The following is a 17,361-nucleotide window of genomic DNA, read 5'->3' as shown; positions in this document are numbered from 1 at the left end:
AAAGATTTTGGATAGTATGTGTTTTCTGGTATTTTCGACATACTGTAAAATGATTTACGGCTGCAATTCAATTATTGATGTCGTTTTACACGCTTTTTCGATGAATTACACGTTTTATTAAGACTTAGATGAATTTATATGGGGAAACACAATGAATTTGGGAAAGAAGGGGAGAAGCTGGCAGCCGATTTTTTGCTTGAGAAGGGATATGAAATTCTTGATAAAAACTACCGTTATTTAAAAGCCGAAATAGATATCATAGCCCAAAAAGAGGATGTGTTGATTATTGTAGAAGTCCGTGCCCGTAGTAATGATCAAATTATACCTATAGCAGAAACGATAACATCTAAAAAAATTAAGCTTTTAGTTACCGCTGCAGATTACTACATTACTGACAATGACCTAGATGTAGATGTTCGTTTTGATGTAATTACCATTTTAAAGAACCCTAAAATCTTCAAAATAGAGCATTTAGAAAGTGCTTTTTATCATTTTTAGTCTTTTTTGAAACTAGTGCTTCCTTGAATAATGCCCGTCTTTACGGTGATTATGGACGGTCCGAAAATTTTGGTAAAAGAACATTACAACACAATTTGTTTTATTTATAACAATATGTTATTTTTGTCCAGCAACCAATACTTGTGAACCCATGAAAACGATTTCTTCCGTAGTCGAACAGTACATTAAAAAGAAGCCTTTCTTGCAAAGTGCACTAGCACAGGGCATTATTAACTTGACATCACTTTCTAGGATTGTAAAACCTGAAATTGAGAACGAATTAGGAAAAGACATTCGCAACGGAGCAATTGTAATGGCTTTAAAGCGTCTTTCAGATGATTTAGAATTCAGGGCTACCCACAAAATTATTAAAGTTTTAAAGAATATTGGTGAGATTACGGTGCGCTCATCACTCACTGATTTTACGTTTTTGGTTTCTGAATCCATTCTTGAAAACCAGAGCCAATTATTGGAGGAAGTAAATAAGAACAAAGATGTTTTTTATACTTCTTCTCGTGGCGTAAATGAATTGAACATAGTAGTAAGTAATAGCTTAGATGGTACGGTAGAAGATCTTTTCAAAAATGAGAAGTGTACGCAAAAGGCTGAGAACTTATCTTCTATTACCGTGAAACTTCCTGCAGAAAATGTATCCGTTCCTAATTTATTACTTTATATTCCAGCGCTTAGCTTGGGAAGGGATTGTTCTTTACGAGGTGATTTCTACAACCAACGAGTTTACCATCCTAGTTGATGATAAGCAAGTAGATGTAGCTTTCAAGACTATAAAAGATTTGAAAATGCTTTAAGAGGTTACTTTTTTAGTAACTCTATTACTCCCTTATCGCTTTCTGGTTTAGCTATAATACGCTTATCGGAATCTAAAAGGAAATAAGTTGGCGTTGAACGAATATCGTATAATCTAGCATACTTACTTTCCCATCTTCCTAAAGCAATAGCATGTTCAAAAGCAGGTAGCTTGGCAGATTCTGGCACCCATGTGTCTGTATTGTCTTCTAGACCTACTGCAATGACCTTTACATTTGGATACTTTTTCAATTCTTTATGAAGCTCTGGAAGTTCCTTTAGGCAATGAGAACACGTACTGCTCCAGAAAACAAGGAGATAGTGCTCTGCACCTTCCATAGCACTCAATTTTTTCTGAACATCAGCAGCTGTCCATTCTAGTTCTGGTGCTTTTGCACCAATACGTAAACGATGCTGAGATGCTAATTCTTGAGCTTTGTTTGGGTCACTTGATGCTTTGGCAAGAGATTTTAAATAGGTATCGTAAATGAAATCTGTGGTTTCGTTTAGTCCACCGTTAGTACTCATTTTCCATAAGCTGTAAAATACATCAAATTTATAAGCATCTGCTACCGGGGCTAGTTTGGTGTTTACCTTCTTAATATTAGCTTGAATTGCCTTTTCCGTTTCAGTAGAGGATAGTTGCTCGGCTGGTAAAGCGGTAAAAACGTAATTCTTCAACTTATCGGTTAAAAAATCAGAAGCCTGTAAAACTTGGTTATCAACCTTTAAGTGGTCAAAATAATGTTCTTTTTTATGGGCGATGTACTCTTGAACCGATTCAAAATTCGTTGGGATATAAGGTCTGTTTGCTAGAATGAAGTTTTCTACCATCAAACCTTTCGCTTGCTCTTCATAAGCTTCTTGGATAGTTCTTAATTGGCTAGTACATTCTTTAAATTCCCTTTTGTCTGACTGGCCTTCTATATAAAAATTAACCAATTGTTCTACAGAAGAACCTATGCTCTGAAAATAAGAAGACATGATCTTATTTTCCTTTGATGAGGTAAAGGAAACGCCTTGTGTAGCATCAAAAGCTAGTTGAACATCCTCTTTGCCATTGTAAATAACATCAAAATAAAACTCATCTTGAGGAACGGCATATACCAAACGGTACATACCTGTTTTAGCATTTTCAGGTATTTGCAGTGTAAACTTCCCGTCCTTAATGGTAGTGTTTGCAATGAAAGACTGCGAACCGGCCTTTAATCTATAGGCAAGTAAGTACTTGTAATCTTTGGCAGGTGTAAATGATCCTGAAATGGTATGTTGGGCTTGTGCACAAAAAGCAAAAAGCAACGTGAATACAAAAAGATATTTCTTCATAATATAAATGCTCCAAAAATAATACCACAAAAGTATTAGTTTTGGAGCGATACCCTAGTCTTTTATTACTTTTTCATTTTTTGAGCTAAACGGTAGTGGCGCACAACAATCTTGTGTACCGCCTACTTCTACGGATGAAGATCCAAATACTTGAATCGTAGATTTAATAAAATCTTCTTCATTAGCCTTGTAAATATTGTCCACATATTTCTGCGGGTTACGGTCAATGTATGGGAACCAAGTACTATGAATCTGTATCATAATACGATGGCCTTTTTTGAACGTATGTAATATGTCTTGCAGTCTAAAATTAACATCGCTTGGCTCACCGGGGACGAAAGGTTCTGGATTTTCAAAGCTATTTCTAAATCGGCCTCTAAAAACTTCGGCACGTACAAGTTGTTGGTAACCGCCCATTATAATATTGTCTGGGTTGTGCTCGTATTTTTCATGGTCATCTGGGTAAACATCTACTAATTTTACAATAAAATCACCATCTGTTCCTGTCATGGCTACTTTTAGTTTCGCCATAATTTCACCAGCCAAAACTCTATCTTCTTCAAGAACATCTGTTTCAAAGGTAAGTACGTCTGGACGTCTTGATGCATGTCTTTGATCATCTGACATATATCTACGTGGTGTAAAGGTCAATCCTTCTATCTGTGAAGTATATGGCACTGGTTTATGTGGGTCACTAGTGTATTCAAAGACTGCCTTCTCATCAATTGGTTTGTTGATGCTTAGTTTTCCGTTTTCACCAAAATAAAGACTTATTGGTTCAATTTCTTTAGGAGGCCATGCATCAAAGGTTTGCCATTTCTTAGCTCCGGTATCAAACATATAGGCTTCAGGCAAAGTGTCTGGGCCATCTTCTTTTAAGTGGTGAGCAAAGAATTTACTTTCTATGTTTTTTAGATAAAAGGATGATATGCTGTCTCCAAAATAAATATGGTTGTGTATTGTCTTTTCTGTCTCATGTGCCCATGCGCCATGATCCCAAGGACCCATAACAATACTGTTTTTTGCTTTTGGACTAGTAGCTTCAACTGTTTTGTAAATATTTAAAGGTCCGTAAAGATCTTCGGCATCAAACCAACCGCCAACCGTCATAACAGCATGGTCAATATCTTTTAAGTGAGGGAGAATATTTCTCTTTTGCCAGAACTCATCATAGTTGGGGTGGTCTACAATCTGGTTCCAGAAAAAGTTATCATGATGATAATTTTTGGTAATATTCTTTAGTGGTCCAAGTTTCAGGAAAAAATCATAGGCGTCTGGAGCGGGGTTGTCATAGAGGCGCATCAATTTATCCATATACCATGAGTCTCTAGTTAGGCTGTCTTTCTGATAACCAAAAACGGCAAAAGCAGCGGTGTAACTTTCTAAGTATGCTCCTTGATGATGAAAATCGTCAAAGAAAAAATCGGCAATTGGTGCTTGTGGGGAAGATGCTTTTAGCGCCGGGTGTGCATCTAACATACCAGCAGCAGTATAATGTCCGGGATACGAAATGCCGTACATACCAACACGACCATTATTCCCTTTAATTTTCTTAACCATCCAATCTATGGTGTCGTAAGTGTCAGAACTCTCGTCAATATCTTTCTTGTTTTTTCGGTTATTCCCAGGGATGTTGGGGCGCATGTTATCAAACTCACCATCGGACATATACCTTCCGCGTACATCTTGAAAAGCCAAAATATAACCGTCTTCAATCAGATATTTTGAAGGATAGCTGCTGTAGTTAAAGTTTGAATATTTACTTGCATTATAACAGGTACGGTTTAGCAGAATAGGATAGTCTTTAGACTTGTCCTTTGGAGTGTAAACGGCTGTAAAAAGTTCTGCGCCATCTCGCATAGGTATACGGTATTCCTTTAAGTCATAATGTTGTCTGAAGTAAAGGGAATCTGCATTTTGGGCTTGAAGGGACAGTGCTCCCATAGTAACAAGGAAGACCAGTATAAACCTGAATTTCATAGTAGTGTTTTTTGTGTGTGTTTAAAGATAGGAATTTACAAGGTTTTGAGCTAGTTCCTCAACTTTGAAAAAAGCCACTTATTTTTAAGTTCTTGCTGCTCTGGAAATGTCCAATGCCTAGTTTCTTGAAAAACGTGTAATTCTTTTTTGGCAGGAATTAAATTATAAGCGGAATATGTAGATGCTGGCGGGCAAACATTATCGTTGTAACCCCAGCTATACCAGCCTTCAGCTTTTACAAAGCGTGAAAAATTGGCTACGTCATAGTATTTTGAAACTTCAATTTTTTCGGGTTTGTTTGTAAAATCGTTAATGAAAATCTGAGGCCATCCGCCGGCACGGCCATGTAAAAAACCTGTAAGGTCACTCAACGCTGGGTAAAATGCCGCTAGATAATCTATGCGGTCATCCATACCTGCGGTTACAATAGATAGTGCTCCACCTTGGCTTCCTCCGGTAACAGCAATGTCTTCCCCATTAAAACTGGATACACTTTCCAGAAAATCTACCGCACGTATGCAACCTAAGTATACTCTGTGATAATACGTATTTTCTTTATCGTCTAAATTAATAGTATTATAACTGCTTAAAGGCCCTGCTTTTAAATCGTCATACACTTGTTGGTCAAGATTCACGGGAATACCGTGTATGCCCATAGTGAAAGTGACAAAACCTTGAGCGGCTTCGTCTACTTCTCCATAATATGGGCGAATGCCCGCTCCATAGACATGTAGAATAGCGGGGTATTTACCCTCTTTTTTAGGGGTACAAAGTATGCCATAGATTTTACCTTTTATATTGTCTAATCGTACATGATAAACATTTACCTTGTCCGTACATCGTTCGGGCATGAGGGTCAGTACTGCATTCATAGGTATTGCGGCAAGTTCTGCTTTGCCTTTATTCCAAAAAGCTTCAAAGTCTGATGGTAACGTGGTCGTGGCCTTTATTTTCTCAGGAGAGAAACCAGCCGTTGCGTATGAACTATATTCTTTACCATCTACCGTTACTTTGGCTGTACAGCGAAGAAATCCGGGTTCATTAAATTTGTTCGATTTAACTTTTACTACACCGTTTTTCAAAGTCAGTTCTCCTTCATCCCATATTTTCACGGAGCGATATCCTGGGTCGGTTTCAACGGTATAGTTTATGGTAATATTTTCAAGAGGCACATTGTTGCGTAACACTGTAATAGAAAATTCGGCACGTTCGCCAACACTGTACGTCCAATCTGTGTGGTTGGGCGTTACAATAACATTTATAAGTTCTTTACTGGGTTGAGCGCTAAGATTAAAGCATAAAAGGAGAGTGGCCGTTAGGCTAAAGCAGATTTTAAGTTTCATAGAAATATAGGTTGTTTGGTCAACAAAAGAATTATGGCCAAAACGCAATCTGTTTTAGCCATACCTAATATAGTTGATTAAAAACATTCTATGAAACTGCTACTACCGTTTCTTTAAAAGGAGTCATAGCTTTTAATGCTTTCTCTACCGAGGTTATTCGTTCAAATACTAAGATTAATCGAAGCCCATTTCTAGTTTGCTTTTCTTTGACCTTACAAAGCTGTGGATGGTTTTGCACAAATTGAAGGACCTTAGTGAAAATTGGACTTTGATAAAAACGTGATTCCTGATCTGAAATAAAATAACCGATCAACTTGCCTTTTTTCATAACCACCTTTTCAATACCAATACTGTTCGCAATCCATTTTACACGAACAGAATTAAGTAAATCTTCTGCCTCAATAGGAATCTCTCCAAAGCGGTCTATTAATTGCGCTTCAAATTTTAGCAGGCTTTCTTCATCGGCAACATCATTCAAGTCGGTGTAGAGAGTAAGTCTTTCAGTAATGTTGTTGATGTAATCATCAGGAAAGAGCAGTTGAAAGTCGGAATCTAGCTGCGTTTCTTTTACAAAAGGTTTTTCTTGATGTCCTTCTACTTCTTCGTAAAGGTCTTTGAATTCGTTTTCTTTCAGCTCGTCAATAGCTTCCGCTAATATTTTCTGATAGGTTTCAAAACCAATTTCATTTATAAAACCACTTTGTTCTCCTCCTAATAAATCTCCCGCACCGCGAATCTCTAAATCTTTCATGGCAATGTTAAACCCGCTACCCAGTTCTGTAAATTGAGATAATGCCTCAATACGTTTTCTGGCTTCAGGAGTCATTGATTCATAAGGTGGAGTTATAAAATAACAGAAAGCTTTTTTATTGCTTCGCCCAACACGGCCACGCATTTGGTGCAAATCGCTCAGACCAAAATTGTTCGCGTTGTTAATGAAGATAGTATTAGCGTTGGTAACGTCTAGCCCACTTTCAATAATGGTTGTGGAAACCAGAACATCAAATTCACCGTTCATAAAGGACAGCATAAGGTTTTCCAGCTTTTTACCATCCATTTGGCCATGTCCAATACCTACTTTGGCATCTGGTACCAAGCGTTGAATCATACCAGCAACCTCTTTAATATTTTCAATTCGGTTATGAATAAAAAACACTTGTCCGCCACGTTGTATTTCATAGCTAATAGAATCACGGATAACTTCTTCTCCAAAACGAATTACTCTACTTTCAATAGGGTATCGGTTAGGTGGTGGCGTTTTAATGACTGAAAGATCCCGTGCTGCCATTAAACTAAATTGCAATGTTCTAGGGATAGGCGTGGCAGTTAATGTTAGGACATCAACATTTTCTTTTATAGATTTTAATTTATCTTTTACCGCAACCCCAAATTTTTGCTCTTCATCAACAATGAGGAGCCCTAGGTCTTTGAACTTTACGTTTTTATTCACCAATTGGTGTGTGCCAATAATAATATCTACTTGGCCAGCTTCAAGTTTTGCTAAAGTTTCTTTACGCTCTTTTGCCGTTCTAAAACGGTTTAGGTAATCTACGTTTACCGGCATTTCTTTTAATCGCTCTGTAAAAGTACGATGGTGCTGAAAGGCGAGGATTGTAGTAGGTACAAGCACGGCAACCTGTTTGCCATTATCAACAGCTTTAAAAGCAGCACGAATAGCAACCTCGGTTTTACCAAAACCTACATCACCACAAATAAGGCGATCCATAGGGCGCTCACTTTCCATATCCTTTTTAAAGTCCTCGGTAGCAGTGCTTTGGTCTGGAGTGTCTTCGTAAATAAAGGAAGCTTCTAGTTCAGTTTGCAAGTAGCTATCAGGGTCATATTGAAAACCTTTTTCCAACCTTCGCTTGGCATAAACCTTTATTAGGTCAAAAGCAATTTTCTTGACTCTGGTCTTGGTTTTTTGCTTAAGTTTTTTCCAAGCAGCAGAACCTAGTTTGTAAATTTTTGGTGCAGCACCGTCTTTACCGTTAAACTTAGATATTTTGTGAAGCGAATGAATGCTAACATATAGAATGTCTCGTTCGCCGTAAACTAATTTAATGGCCTCTTGCTTTTTGCCCTCTACATCAATCTTTTGAAGTCCGCCAAATTTGCCAATACCGTGATCAATATGGGTGACGTAATCTCCTATTTCAAGCTTGTTGAGTTCTTTTAGTGTAATTGCCTGCTTTTTGGCGTATCCATTCTTAAGGTTGAATTTGTGGTAACGCTCAAATACTTGGTGGTCCGTATAACAAACCAATTTTTGGTCATCATCAATAAAACCTTGGTAAAGCGGTGTAACTATGGTCTTGTAATCTACATGCTCGTTTACTTCTTCAAAAATAGCATGGAAGCGTTTTGCCTGTTGATCACTAGCGCAAAAAATGTAATTGGTATACCCTCTAGCTTTGTAAGCATTCAGGTTTTCAATTAATAAATCGAATTTTTTATTGAACGAAGGTTGAGGATGTGTATTGAATTGAACGGTTACAGCCTTACCAATCAGTTCTGATGACGTAGAAGTCTCTGTAGTTAAAAGAGCAAAAGCCTTTAGTTGCTTTTTAAAGCTCTTAGAATTCATAAAAAGAGCTTCGGGCTCTACGTGCTTAATATCTTCGGATAATTTTGAGAACGCCTCAATAGCCTTTGCGAAGAAATCATCTAAGCGGTCAAATATATAATCTGTGTTTTTAGCAAAAATTATAGTGTCAGAAGAGACATACTCTAGAAAGTTCTGCCTGTTTTCTTCCAAGAATTTACTTGCTACGTTAGGTATAACGTTTATTTTGTTCACTTTACTCGTAGAGAGTTGTGTGTCTACATCAAACGTACGAATACTGTCTACTTCATCACCAAAAAACTCTATACGGTAAGGCTCATCATTAGAGAATGAGAATACATCTACTATACCTCCGCGAACGGAGAATTCCTATAGCTCGGTAACAAAATCTACTCTTTTAAACTTGTACTCAAAAAGCACCTCATTTAAAAAGTCCAGTGAGAGGGTGTCATTCAATTTAACCTTTAGCGTGTTCTTTTCAAGTTCACGGCGGGTAACCACTTTTTCAAAAAGAGCATCTGGGTAAGTAACTATTACAGCCGGCTTTTTACGTGAGTTGATACGGTTAAGAACCTCGGCACGTAAAAGAACATTGGCATTGTCCGTCTCCTCAATCTGGTAAGGCCTACGGTAACTTCCGGGATAGAAAAGCACATCTTTCTCTCCTATAATTTGTTCTAAATCATTCAGATAATAAGCAGCTTCTTCCTTATCGTTGAAAATTAAAAGAAATGGCCTATCTGAATGTTGAAAAATATCAGAAAACACAAAAGACAAAGAAGAACCCGTGAGTCCTTTTAAAATAATTGCGTGATCGGTATTTTGATTTTTTTCTGCGTTTGCCGGGAATTTTTGGGCAATAGTATCCTGCAGTTTTCGCGTTTGCGAAGACTGAGAAAACAGTTGTTGAATAGAAGATTGCGTCAACCGTTAGTTTTTTAAGAACTCAAACAAAGTCAGCTTTACTGGCTCGTCCAAGATGATAATATCTAGACCTGAGAATAAAACAGGTCTCTAAATTTTGAAAAGCAAAGGTAGCGAACTCCCTTTAAGTTTTTATGCCCTATGAATTGCTTTTTGTGCGTTATTAAATATTGACAGATTAAAGTTAGTCATGTTTGTTTTGTTGCGTCAATAATTAGACGGGAAGGATTCATTTAATTCGTGTTAAATGAGGAGATTCAATTATCTGGAAAAGAGGGTTCCAGATTAAAATAATATCCAAAAGATGAAAGAACAAAAATATGATGTCTTTGTTATAGGAAGTGGAGTTGCGGGACAAACGGTTGCAAAAGCCAGTGTGGAGACAGGACTAAAAGTTGGTATTTCTGATAAAAGAGAATATGGCGGTACTTGCGCCAATAGAGGTTGTGACCCCAAAAAAGTATTGTTGGGAGCAACAGAAGTTATAGAAGCAAGTAAAAATCTTCAAGGGAAAGGCATCAAGGATGTTCCTGAACTCAATTGGAAAAAGTTGATGAGTTTTAAAGAGGATTTTTCGCAAACTGTTCCGAAATCTACGGAGAAAAAAATGAGGGACTTGGGAATTGACATGTACCATCAATCTCCAAAATTTATAGATGAGAATACGCTTTCGGTAGAGGGAAAGATTATTCAGGCAGATAAAATTGTAATTGCTACAGGCTATGAGCCACGCGAATTGAATTTTAAGGGAAGCAAACATTTAAAAACTAGCGATGATTTTTTAAGTCAGAAAAAGTTACCCAAAAGAATCACTTTCATTGGAGCTGGATATGTGGGAATGGAATTTGCACATATTGCAGCTAGGGCTGGGGCAGATGTAACTGTAATAGATTCTGGTAAGAAGCCATTGAAAGCCTTTGATGCAGATTTGGTTAAAGAGCTGACAGCCTATTCTAAGGAGTTGGGAATCGAATTTATTTTTAACGCGAAAATTATTAGTTTAAAGAAAGGAGCAAAAAATCTAAAAGTATCTTTTGAGAAAAAAGGCAAGACAGAGGTGTTAAAAACAAAGGCAGTTTTTAATACCGCAGGAAGGGTTCCCGCAATTTCAAAACTACAACTAGAGAAAGGAAATATAACTTTTAATGAGAACGGAATTGAGACAAATGATTATTTGCAAAGCACGAGTAATGCAAATGTATATGCCTGTGGCGATGTTTCTGATAAAGGATTGCCGTTAACACCGCTTTCTAGTAAAGAGGGAAATGTGGTGGGCATCAATATCATTAAAGGAAATAAGAAAAAATTAGAGATTCCGGTTACTCCATCAGTGGTGTTCACGTTGCCAAACTTAGCGTCAGTAGGATATTCGGAAGAAGAAGCAAAAAGTCGATATAAAAATGTAGTGGTCAATTATAGATCGATTTCCGATGGGTTCAATGCAAAGCGTATCAACGCACCAGTGTATGCCTATAAACTTTTATTAAACGCACGTACAAATGTAATTGTGGGAGCCCACTTGATAGGTCCTGCCGCAGGTGAAACTATTAATTTATTTGCACTTGCTATAAACCATAGTATGACCGCTAAACAAATAAAACAGACCATTTTTACTTACCCATCGTGGTCTAATGATATTAAATCTATGGTGTAAAGTAATCTTGAATACTTAATGATTTTGTAATCGTTCTTTTAGCTTTTTACCGGGACTGGTCTCTTTGTTTTTCATAGCATGAGCCATAGAAGAAATAAATAGGATAATAGCTGCTGTAAGTGCGGAGTACGCAACAATTTCATAGGTGTCTTTATGCCGAACGAAAATAGCAACAAAGGCCCATACGGCAACTAGTGCAAATTCGCGCATATTACGTTTCCAAGTCATAGCAAGGTTAATTATTGTGGCAATACCAATTAGAATAATAGTCCATGATACTTTAGAAAGAGGTGCGCCTTCCCAACCTAATTTTGTGAGGTATGCAGAAATGTTGGCAATGGTTGCCACTGCAATCCATCCGCTATACAAACAGATAGGCCACCAAACAAAGGCAATAACTTCAACGGGAGCATCCCATCTTTCCATATTGGTATTTAATATAATTTTGATGAGCGAAAAAAGAATCCCCAGCATAATCAACACAGAAATTCCGGTGTAGTCAAATGCAAAAGCTAAAACCCAAGAAGCATTTAGAATGTTGGCGATAAAAAACCAATATCCGGTTTCAGTAATAAAGTCGCTTTCTTTTTTACTGAAAAAGGCTCGTTTTACTTGGAATATAGCATATGCTAGAAGGCTTAAGAAAATGATGCCCCAAATAGAAAAAGCATACGGGGCAGGAGTAAATAGGTTATCATATCTACGGCTTATTTCACCAATAGTAGTATCGTTTAACCGGTACATCTGGGAGATGTAATTAACGGCAATAACGAATAAAACAGAAAACAAGTTGAGTAAGGCCAGACTCTTTTTCATAAAAGTAATTTTTGTAAATGTACGTTAACGGCTAAAAGGCAATTGATTCAAACTGAAATAAAACGGACTTATTCAATACCGTTTTTTTCGACGAGATTCCTTGAACTGAACCTGAAAGACCTCTTCATCGGTTAAAGCAAATATTTCGTTGTTGGCTTCCGGTTCTAAAACATGAGTTCCTGTAAAGGTTCCGAAAGCGGGCAAAATCATCTGATTGTCTGATTTAAAAAAGCAAGATAATCGTACGGATTGGCGACCCAAGCCTTGCAAACGAACTGCAGGGTGAATATGTCCAGAGAAATTAAAAAAACCTTCTCGTTCTTCTGGGTGATGCGTCAACAAAAAACCGTCTAGTTGTATTTCCGAAACAACTCGTATTCCCAAATCTTCATATTTAAGTGGGGAAATGATATCGTGGTTGCCGGCAACTAAGATGATTTCAGAAATAACAGTGCTAACCCACTTTTCAAATAATTGCCATTCTTTGTTTAATGAAGAGTGAAAAAGGTCTCCCATAAAGACGATAATCTCTGGTTGAAAGAAATTGATGGCCCTATCCATCGTTTCAAAATTTTTCAACACTGCAGCTTGGGGTACGGCCGCTCCAAATTTTCTAAAGTGTGAAATCTTTCCTAGATGCACGTCACTAATCAGTAGCATTGATTTTTCCTTCCAAAAAAGAACTCCGGACGGATGCATAATAAAATGTTGAGAACGTATTTCTAAATCTTGCACCATGATGGATAAAGATAATAAATCGAGAAGTGAACCGTTTTGTAAAAAATCATAATTAAAAACCCAAATTTTTTACCTTATGAAAAAAGTATTTATTTTATTTAGTGCGCTGACGCTTGGTTTCTTTACCTCTTGTAGTGATGATGATAGTGAAGATAGCCCGGAAAACTCTCTAATGGGCTCTTGGCAACTTACGGCAGAATTTGAAAACGGTGAAACTTACGAGCTTGATAATTGCGATTTAGAAGAAACAATTATTTTTAAATCTGATGGAATCTATGATTTGATAGATTACAATCCAGTTGATGGAAATGAGAATGAATGTGCTATAGATGAAGATGGTTTAGAGTCAGGCGAATGGTCACTACCTTCTTCTGGTAAAATATTAATTGTTACTGATAGTGATGAGAACGTTCTTGAATATTCAATTTCAGGAAATGAACTTACTATTACAGCTGTAGATGAATACGAAGGAGAAACAGATGTTAACAAATATGTTTACGTTAGGAAATAGTCTGTAAAATTGAGCTTAGCTCAATCACTTAGATATTTTAAACCTGTTAGAACTTATATGTTTTAGCAGGTTTTTTTTTATTTCTTCATCAATATGGCAGACATACGTTTAATACGGTCAGCTAGTTTTTCACTAGATAATTTCTCCCTACTCATACGGTCGGTAATTAATGGAAAGGCAAAAGGAGTAGCTTTTTCACATGGTTTCCAAACAATCTCCTGTTCAGCAATACGTTCTAGGGAAAGCCGCAAACGCCCTTCTTCCAGCTGGTGCTGAAAGGTTTCCGTAAAAGCTTGTTGAAAGAGTAGGTTTTCTGGTTCGTAATCTCGGAAAACTTCAAAAAGTAATTGTGAGTTACTTTGCAAATGTTTCATTTTAACGCCCTTGTTTGGATAGCCAGTAAATACCATACCACTTATAATTGCGATGTCCCGAAATTTACGACGGGCCATTTCTGTGGCGTTCAGGCTTTTTTGTAAATCGTCCAGTAAATATTCAGCTGTAAATAAATCATTATCTAGGACTTGTTGTATGTCTATCTGTTGGTCAGAAAGCAACTCAAAACCATAGTCGTTAAATGCTAGTGAAAAGGTAATAGGAGATAATAAGCTGATGCGATAGCCCAAAAGACTGCCCATGGCCTCGTGAACAAAACGTCCTTCAAAAGGATAGAAAACATGGTGGTATCCTTCTCGGGTTTTAAAGGTTTCGATTAGGAATTCATTGGGTTTGGGAACAATACTTTCACGACGTTGACGCTCGAATATATGGGCTAATGAACGTATTTCAACCGATTGGTATTTTTTATCTTCACTGGAAGTATACAGTTCTTCTCGTAGTAATTTAGACATCTGGGCGGATAGGGTCATACGACTTCCGGACCAACTAGAAATTTTATTGGTCTTTTTGGTCGAGTTACGTACGTGTACCTGCATATCCTTTATTCTGATAAATTCTAGGTTTCTTCCCGCAAACGTAAAAACATCGCCTCTATTTAATTTCGAAATAAAGAACTCTTCTATGGAGCCAATATATCCTCCCTTTTGATAACGAACGGTAAGGTTGACATCGCCCACAATAGTACCAATCTGAAAACGGTGCCGCATGGCAACGCCACGGTTATTTACTTTAAATTTTCCGTCTTCTTCAACTTCCACTTTCTTGTATTCGTCATAGGACTGCAAACTCTGACTGCCCATAACCAAAAAGTTGAGCAACCATTGCCATTGGTCTAAGGTCAAAGTTTGATAACAGAAAGTCTGACGGACTTCTTCATAAATTTCATCAGGATAGAATCCGTCAGAAATAGCCAGCGTAGTCAAATATTGCAGCAGTACATCGTAGCAGTTGAGGTAGGGCATGCGGTCTTCTACTGCATTTTTCTTTACAGCTTGCTGCAGGGCTGAAGCTTCAATAAGCTCAATGGCGTGGGTGGGTAAAAAGTAAATCACACTTTCCTTCCCAGGGCGATGTCCGCTACGGCCGGCCCGTTGTAGAAAACGAGCTACCCCTTTGGGGCCGCCTATTTGTACAACAGTTTCTACGGGTGCAAAATCAACCCCTAAATCCAAACTAGAAGTGCAGACAACAGCTTTAAGCTCTTCGTTTCTGATGGCATTCTCTACCCAATTGCGGGTATCTTTATTAATGCTGCCGTGATGCATGGCTATATCACCTGCATATTCAGGATGTTTTTCCAGAATTTTCTGGAACCATATTTCACATTGGCTACGCGTATTTGTAAAAAGCAGGGTAGTTCTGCTGTTGTTGATTATAGGAACAACATCTTCAAGCAAATGCAATCCTAAATGCCCGCGCCACGGAAAGGTTTCCATTTTTTTTGGGATGATGCTCTTAACGGTGATTTTCTTTTTAATATTCGCCCTAATCATCACCGAGTTTTCTAAGGCTTCCGTTTCGGGGCCGAGCAATACATCTCGTGCCTGTTCCAGATTACCTATGGTTGCGGAAATTCCCCAAATACGAAGGTCTTTTGAAATGGTTTTCAGTCGGGATAGGGCCAGTTCCATCTGAACTCCACGTTTGGTGCCCAACAGCTCGTGCCACTCGTCAACTACAATAGCAGAACAGTCCTTGAAAATTTTATCGTAGCCTTTTGTGGCCAGTAAGAGTTGTAGGCTTTCGGGCGTGGTAATCAGCAAATCGGGCATTTGCTTTTTTTGACTTGCCCGTTCTTTGGTGGTCGTATCCCCAGTGCGGATGCCAACGGTCATTTGCGTTTCCAAATCGGCAGTGACCCGTTCTGCGGATTGTCTAATTTCTTGGGAAAGGGCCCGTAATGGGGTAATCCATATCGCTTTTAATCCTTTTTTGTGCTTGGTCTTGTACTGCGGATTGTTTTTGATGTAGTTCAGAACAATTGGAAACCAAAGAGCATAAGTTTTACCACTCCCTGTTGGAGCGTTCAATAATCCGTTTTTACCCTGAAGGAAGGCTTTCCAAGTATCTTTTTGAAACTTGAAGGGCTTCCAGTTCTGTTGGTCGAACCAATTTTGGGCAATATGGTAAAGTTCTTCTCTATTCATGTATAGGCTAGGGAATCATCAACTTTAAATCTTCTAAGGAATTGGCTTCGTGAATGCTTTTATCTTTTCTCCATCTCAATATTCTTGGAAATCTAGTGGCAACGCCACTTTTATGGCGCTTTGATAAGGCAATGCCTTCAAAGGCAATTTCAAAAACATGGTGGGGCGTAACCGAGCGTACCGGTCCAAAACGTTCCAGCGTATTTTTCTTGATCCAGGCATCTACCTTTCTGAACTCAGCATCGGTTAAACCTGAATAGGCCTTTGCAAAGGTTACCAGTTCTTTTTCACCTTCGTCATTCTCGTTCCAGAGGGCAAAGGTGTAATCCGTAAATAAATTGCTACGCCTACCATGTCCTCGCATGGCATAGGTAAGCACGGCATCAATAGTCAAAGGGTCTACTTTCCATTTCCACCAATCGCCTTTTTTTCGACCGACTAAATAAGGGGAATCCTTATGTTTTAGCATAAGCCCTTCACTGAACATTTCACGGGAACGTTCCCTTTCCTTGGCGGCCTCTTCCCATGAATTAAAATGTATGGTTTCCGAGAGGTGAAAAGGTAAGTCAGTATGGTTTATTTCCTTGAATAATTTTTCCAAGATAGCCCTACGTTCGGTAAAAGGTTTGTTTCTAATATCCTTTCCTTCCCATTCTAAAATATCATAGGCCTTTAAAATAACGGGGACTTTCTTTAGTAAAGCCTTCGAAACCGTTTTGCGACCTATGCGTGTCTGTAAATCATTAAAGGTGCCTATTTGCCCATCTATATAGGGCAATATTTCTCCGTCAATGACAGTACCGTTTGGTATTTTTTGAATGAATAGGTTGAATTCCGGGTACTTATCGGTTACTAATTCTTCACCACGGCTCCAGACAAACAGCTCATCATTTCTAAGGATTACCTGTGAACGGATACCATCCCACTTATGCTCGGCGGACCAATGGGTAACATCGCCTAAATCCTCTGGTTCATTTTCAATGGCGTAGGCCAGATAAAAGGGGTAGGGTTTGGATAGATAATCGCTTTCATTCTCTTCCAGAATAAGCTCTTGGAAAGTGATTGTATTCGGGTCCCAATTCCCCATGAGTTTATAGGCCAAGATATCCTCATCTATTTCAGTTGCCTTGGCCAAGGCTCGGGTCATTAATTTTTGACTGACACCAATACGAAATCCTCCGGTAATCAGCTTGGTAAAAACAAAACGTTCGTAGTAATCAAGGACTTTCCAGTTCTCAAAGAGGTAGGTTTTTTTGTCGACGTCTGATTTCTTCTTCAACGAAATCATCTCCTCTAGAAATTGGGTCAGTGTTTTTTCTGTGGATGTTTTGCTCGAAGGAACAATCAGGGCAATGGTTTCTGCCAAATCGCCCACAATATGATAGCTCTCCTCAAACAGCCAAAGGGGAATATTCGCCAATTCAGAAGCCCATTCGCGCAATAAGGTTGTATTTACAGGGCGTGGAGGACGACGATGTGATAAGATGGCTATAGTCCAAACTTTGTCCTTATCGCTTGCTACCAAAAAATAATCCGTTAAGGCCTGAACCTTTACATTGGTTTTATTGGTGCTGTCCAGTGTTTTAATGAGCGAGGCAAAACCTCTCATGCCAAGTTCATTTGAAGCAATGGTTGCTGGGCCGTCAATCTCC

Annotated in this window: 12 protein-coding genes and 1 pseudogene; 4 read left to right on the top strand and 9 right to left on the bottom strand. The window is 38.3% G+C overall.

Going from position 1 to position 17,361, the window contains the following annotated elements; genetic code table 11:
- The first annotated feature begins 138 nt into the window (after window positions 1–138).
- Window positions 139–498: a YraN family protein gene (locus tag Q5W13_RS06655; protein ID WP_304445790.1), complete on the top strand. Its 360-nt coding sequence runs from the start codon at window positions 139–141 to the stop codon at window positions 496–498.
- Window positions 499–649: 151 nt separating this feature from the next.
- Window positions 650–1,307, top strand: a pseudogene (locus tag Q5W13_RS06650) (aspartate kinase).
- Between the two features lie 4 nt (window positions 1,308–1,311).
- Here Q5W13_RS06650 and Q5W13_RS06645 read toward each other — a convergent pair.
- From Q5W13_RS06645 to Q5W13_RS25715, 5 genes are all read right to left on the bottom strand, one after another.
- A complete protein-coding gene (locus Q5W13_RS06645) occupies window positions 1,312–2,631 on the bottom strand; it encodes a TlpA family protein disulfide reductase (RefSeq protein ID WP_304445789.1) in 1,320 nt (439 codons plus the stop codon).
- Window positions 2,632–2,685: 54 nt separating this feature from the next.
- Complete coding sequence (locus tag Q5W13_RS06640) at window positions 2,686–4,611, bottom strand: CocE/NonD family hydrolase (RefSeq protein ID WP_304445788.1); 1,926 nt, start codon at window positions 4,609–4,611, stop codon at window positions 2,686–2,688.
- Window positions 4,612–4,661: 50 nt separating this feature from the next.
- Window positions 4,662–5,954 carry an acetylxylan esterase gene (locus tag Q5W13_RS06635; protein WP_304445787.1) on the bottom strand — a complete coding sequence of 431 codons (1,293 nt, stop codon included), beginning with the start codon at window positions 5,952–5,954 and terminating at the stop codon, window positions 4,662–4,664.
- A gap of 88 nt (window positions 5,955–6,042) precedes the next feature.
- Entirely contained in the window at window positions 6,043–8,868 is a 2,826-nt protein-coding gene (gene mfd / locus Q5W13_RS06630) for a transcription-repair coupling factor (protein ID WP_497582305.1), read from the bottom strand.
- 21 nt (window positions 8,869–8,889) lie between these two features.
- Complete coding sequence (locus Q5W13_RS25715; protein WP_438364178.1) at window positions 8,890–9,447, bottom strand: hypothetical protein; 558 nt, start codon at window positions 9,445–9,447, stop codon at window positions 8,890–8,892.
- Window positions 9,448–9,748: 301 nt separating this feature from the next.
- Between Q5W13_RS25715 and Q5W13_RS06625 the strand changes: the two genes are divergently transcribed.
- The gene (locus Q5W13_RS06625; RefSeq protein WP_304445786.1) at window positions 9,749–11,098 is read left to right on the top strand and encodes a dihydrolipoyl dehydrogenase family protein; all 1,350 of its coding nucleotides are present in this window, start codon (window positions 9,749–9,751) and stop codon (window positions 11,096–11,098) included.
- 15 nt (window positions 11,099–11,113) lie between these two features.
- Here the strand turns inward: Q5W13_RS06625 and Q5W13_RS06620 are convergent, their stop codons facing one another.
- Together Q5W13_RS06620 and pdeM are read right to left on the bottom strand one after the other, a co-directional pair.
- Window positions 11,114–11,914, bottom strand: coding sequence for a TspO-related membrane protein (locus Q5W13_RS06620; protein WP_304445785.1), 801 nt, complete (start codon window positions 11,912–11,914; stop codon window positions 11,114–11,116).
- A 72-nt stretch (window positions 11,915–11,986) separates the two neighbouring features.
- A complete protein-coding gene (pdeM, locus tag Q5W13_RS06615; protein WP_304445784.1) occupies window positions 11,987–12,652 on the bottom strand; it encodes a ligase-associated DNA damage response endonuclease PdeM in 666 nt (221 codons plus the stop codon).
- A 76-nt stretch (window positions 12,653–12,728) separates the two neighbouring features.
- Here pdeM and Q5W13_RS06610 point away from each other — a divergent pair, with 76 nt between their 5' ends.
- Window positions 12,729–13,163 (top strand): lipocalin-like domain-containing protein, encoded by a 435-nt coding sequence (locus Q5W13_RS06610; protein WP_304445783.1) that lies wholly within the window; start codon window positions 12,729–12,731, stop codon window positions 13,161–13,163.
- Between the two features lie 77 nt (window positions 13,164–13,240).
- On the opposite strand, the gene Q5W13_RS06605 is transcribed toward Q5W13_RS06610, so the two are convergent.
- The gene (locus Q5W13_RS06605) at window positions 13,241–15,709 is read right to left on the bottom strand and encodes a ligase-associated DNA damage response DEXH box helicase (RefSeq protein ID WP_304445782.1); all 2,469 of its coding nucleotides are present in this window, start codon (window positions 15,707–15,709) and stop codon (window positions 13,241–13,243) included.
- Between the two features lie 7 nt (window positions 15,710–15,716).
- Window positions 15,717–17,318 carry an ATP-dependent DNA ligase gene (locus tag Q5W13_RS06600; protein WP_304446472.1) on the bottom strand — a complete coding sequence of 534 codons (1,602 nt, stop codon included), beginning with the start codon at window positions 17,316–17,318 and terminating at the stop codon, window positions 15,717–15,719.
- Between the last annotated feature and the right edge of the window lie 43 nt (window positions 17,319–17,361).

The sequence above is a fragment of the Zobellia laminariae genome (assembly GCF_030553095.1).
GTDB classification, from domain to species: Bacteria; Bacteroidota; Bacteroidia; order Flavobacteriales; family Flavobacteriaceae; genus Zobellia; species Zobellia laminariae.
Note: the sequence above shows the minus strand (reverse complement) of the source record. Positions and strands in the feature narration are given on the sequence as shown.

Excerpts from the sequence above, each read along its gene's own strand:
- Q5W13_RS06655 (WP_304445790.1), top strand. The coding sequence starts at position 139 with ATGGGGAAACACAATGAATTTGGGAAAGAAGGGGAGAAGCTGGCAGCC.
- Q5W13_RS06645 (WP_304445789.1), bottom strand. The coding sequence starts at position 2,631 with ATGAAGAAATATCTTTTTGTATTCACGTTGCTTTTTGCTTTTTGTGCA.
- Q5W13_RS06640 (WP_304445788.1), bottom strand. The coding sequence starts at position 4,611 with ATGAAATTCAGGTTTATACTGGTCTTCCTTGTTACTATGGGAGCACTG.
- Q5W13_RS06635 (WP_304445787.1), bottom strand. The coding sequence starts at position 5,954 with ATGAAACTTAAAATCTGCTTTAGCCTAACGGCCACTCTCCTTTTATGC.
- Q5W13_RS06625 (WP_304445786.1), top strand. The coding sequence starts at position 9,749 with ATGAAAGAACAAAAATATGATGTCTTTGTTATAGGAAGTGGAGTTGCG.
- Q5W13_RS06620 (WP_304445785.1), bottom strand. The coding sequence starts at position 11,914 with ATGAAAAAGAGTCTGGCCTTACTCAACTTGTTTTCTGTTTTATTCGTT.
- pdeM (WP_304445784.1), bottom strand. The coding sequence starts at position 12,652 with ATGGTGCAAGATTTAGAAATACGTTCTCAACATTTTATTATGCATCCG.
- Q5W13_RS06610 (WP_304445783.1), top strand. The coding sequence starts at position 12,729 with ATGAAAAAAGTATTTATTTTATTTAGTGCGCTGACGCTTGGTTTCTTT.
- Q5W13_RS06605 (WP_304445782.1), bottom strand. The coding sequence starts at position 15,709 with ATGAATAGAGAAGAACTTTACCATATTGCCCAAAATTGGTTCGACCAA.
- Q5W13_RS06600 (WP_304446472.1), bottom strand. The coding sequence starts at position 17,318 with ATGAGAGGTTTTGCCTCGCTCATTAAAACACTGGACAGCACCAATAAA.